The organism is Acinetobacter sp. AG1, from assembly GCF_001005525.1.
Lineage (GTDB): Bacteria > Pseudomonadota > Gammaproteobacteria > Pseudomonadales > Moraxellaceae > Acinetobacter > Acinetobacter modestus.
This window is the reverse complement of the sequence record NZ_LBMZ01000032.1, coordinates 1-2,878: the sequence shown is the minus strand read 5'-3', so window position 1 is coordinate 2,878 and position 2,878 is coordinate 1. Positions and strand designations below refer to the sequence as shown.

Here is a 2,878-nt window from a genome sequence, read left to right as displayed (position 1 = left end):
TAAAAAAGAAGATGAATCAAAAAATAAAAAAGAAGATGAATCAAACAATAAAAAAGAAGATGAATCAAACAATAAAAAAGAAGATGAATCAAACAATAAAAAAGAAGATGAGTCAGACAATAAAAAAGAAGATGAATCAAATAATAAAAAAGAAGATGAGTCAGACAATAAAAAGGAGATGAGTCAAACAATAGTTTAAAGAACGAAAGGCTTTGTCTACGTGATACAAATGGATGAATACAGCAATGCAGCAGGTTTTTATCAGGAGGCTCTGGATCGCATACTTATGGTAATGCCAGCTCTGAGGTCGGGGTGAAGAAGGCTTTGGATATTGTTGGGAGTTTTATGTCGATGAACCTAAATTAGAGCAGCATCAGAAAATGCATGACTTAATTCATGTTCAGGATATTCAGAAAGGGTTGTATTAATTGGTACATGCTTTAAATTGAAAAAAATCTCCAATACAAAAATACAGTTGCCATAAATTACAATATTCAAAACTTATTCTGGCAATTAATTCATAATCGTCTTCGCTACATGTTTGGGCTAAAATAAACCATAAGTCATCCTCATGATTATCATTGTTTGCCTCAGCAGTTACATCATGAGAAACACCAATAACAAAGTAATAACCACTATCGACATCAAAACCAAATGAGGAGATTTATACTTAAGACTAGTCTATTAACAAATAAATCTTTAATGTAAAATTATATAAAGGGAATATAAAATGGATAATTGGCAAAAAACTGAAATTTTAAGTAAAGTCATAGGCGCTGTATTAATTCCTGTAGCAATTGTTTATTTGAGTAATCAAATGGCTAGTGCGAATAAACAACGTGATAGTGAAACTAAGTTTGTTGAGTTAGCCACTATAATATTAAATAAAGAGCCAACACCAAATCAATCTGCCGAAAGTAAAAATTTAAGGGAATGGGCTGTCAACGTAATAAATAAGTTTTCTAGTGTACCAATGTCACAACAAACAGTAGATGCTTTAATTAAGACGACATCATTACCACAAATAACTTCTTCTATTGCATCCCAGAGTGTCAGTGGTTCATCGAGTTCTTGGGGAGCTTGGGGAGTAGTTTTTGGTGGTGATAAAACATTTGATTCTGCTCAGTATGAAGTTACTAAAACAGCTGAAAAAATGGGACTCGGTATAGGTGAAATATTTTATCGATCTGGATCCTATAGAAGCGTGAAAATATTCATTTCCAGAGCAGAGGCAGAAGATGCCGTTGGCAAAGCTCAAAGGATTAGACCCGATTCATACGTAGTTAACATGTCTACTTGGTGTTCAGTTAGTGAGCAAAGAGTTGGATATTTTGAGTGCAAGTAATTTATAAGAAATCATAAGTTAAAGGGGGCATTCAGATTGCCCCCTTTTTTTTATTTAAAAATGCTTATTGACGGAATATTAAAAGTTCCAAATAAATTCTTTAATGAAAGTGGTTGATATCCTTTGTCATTATTTATTCTATCTATTACAGAAGCTGCAACAAGTAAATCGGTTCGACCTAAAAAATCTCGATCTCCACTTTTGAAATTTGGCCATGGATCTCTTTCCCATTGAGGATGAATAGCACTTAACGCATTTAAGGTAAGATTTGGAACATCTTTTTCAAACATAACACCTAGTTTTTTAGTTTCATTTATTATCCATTCTAAAGAAATGTCTGATAATCCACGTTCAGTATATCCTCCACCAACATCGCTATGAGACCCTGTATATAGGACTTGAGTTATTCTTTTATCTTTTTCCCAAAGGGTTGGTGTAAAAAGTAATCTCCGCTCATCAATAGAAATGGCATGTAAACCTCTTTTAATTTTGGGATTTAACACTTTATCTGCAAATTCAAAAAAATCTACGTACTTACGTTCTAAATTGTCATAAAAGGGGATGCCATAGGCTCCCACAGTATCCCAAACACTTACACACTCAATTGCTTCTACAGGTATTAATCTTTGTTCTGGCATTATTAGGTGAGTTAACCATTTACCAAATTTAACACTTTGATCTGCGCAAATATCAAAAAATTTGGAAGTGAAACTAGAGAATTTTTCATTCTCTTTTCCTTCTGAAAAATATCTGAGAATAATTGTCATCGCTGCTAAGTAACTTGTATTACTAGATTCTTCAAGCTCTAATTTTTCCCAGTCAAGAAGTCCATATTTAGATATTAAACCAGCAAGAGCTCGTGATGTATAAGCTCCACGACTGAAACCTAACATAAAAATTTTATCTCCAGACTTATAATTTCGAGAAATAAAAGTATATCCTCTTGCTATTCGGTACATTAAACCAAAACCTAATGCTCCCCCAAATGCTTTTTCAAAAATAGAATTCTCTGCACCTACACCATTAATGTATTTTGCAATTTGAACTAAATTTCCCGATTCATCCCAAACTTTGCTTTCTTGCTCTGATTTTGTATGATCACATTGTCCAGAGTTTACTAATGTTTCAAAATATAACTGGACATTAGATGGATCTGAAATAACATCATTACCTGTTGGACCATTCCATGTTCCATCTGCGCAAAAGATAATATTTTTCATTTTTTTCTCCTGTTGTTTTATAGAGCATTATTGTTTTTATAGGAAAAATCCAGTCAGAAATTTAGATTAATTTATCAGCACTATATTGGCTGATCTTAATAATTAAAAAATGCTAAATATATAGTTAAATTTATGATCACCTAAATGTATATTTTAATTCTATTAAACTATAAATAAAAAAGATATTTTTTTTGAGTAAAATATTTATAATGAATAATAAAATTTTTGTTGTCGATTGCAGTATTTGATTTTTATGCATAAATTAAGTTAAGTATATATCATACTTTTCTTCTTAAACTTTTAGTGTATCCAC

At 31.5% G+C, this 2,878-nt stretch carries 2 protein-coding genes and 3 pseudogenes; 3 read left to right on the top strand and 2 right to left on the bottom strand.

Annotated elements, in window-relative coordinates; all coding sequences use genetic code 11:
- Both AAV96_RS18185 and AAV96_RS18380 read left to right on the top strand, forming a co-directional pair.
- Positions 1–199: pseudogene (locus tag AAV96_RS18185) on the top strand (hypothetical protein); the annotation flags it as partial.
- A gap of 27 nt (positions 200–226) precedes the next feature.
- Positions 227–428: pseudogene (locus tag AAV96_RS18380) on the top strand (hydrolase or metal-binding protein); the annotation flags it as partial.
- Here AAV96_RS18380 and AAV96_RS18375 read toward each other — a convergent pair.
- Positions 425–652: pseudogene (locus tag AAV96_RS18375) on the bottom strand (hypothetical protein); the annotation flags it as partial. The pseudogenes AAV96_RS18380 and AAV96_RS18375 sit on opposite strands and share 4 nt — an antisense overlap.
- 78 nt (positions 653–730) lie before the next feature.
- On the opposite strand from AAV96_RS18375, the gene AAV96_RS00320 reads away from it, so the two are divergent.
- Positions 731–1,345: a hypothetical protein gene (locus AAV96_RS00320; protein WP_046737869.1), complete on the top strand. Its 615-nt coding sequence runs from the start codon at positions 731–733 to the stop codon at positions 1,343–1,345.
- A gap of 50 nt (positions 1,346–1,395) precedes the next feature.
- Here the strand turns inward: AAV96_RS00320 and AAV96_RS00315 are convergent, their stop codons facing one another.
- On the bottom strand, positions 1,396–2,565 hold the full coding sequence (locus AAV96_RS00315; protein WP_052750581.1) for a DUF2235 domain-containing protein: 1,170 nt from the start codon (positions 2,563–2,565) through the stop codon (positions 1,396–1,398).
- Positions 2,566–2,878 lie beyond the last annotated feature (313 nt).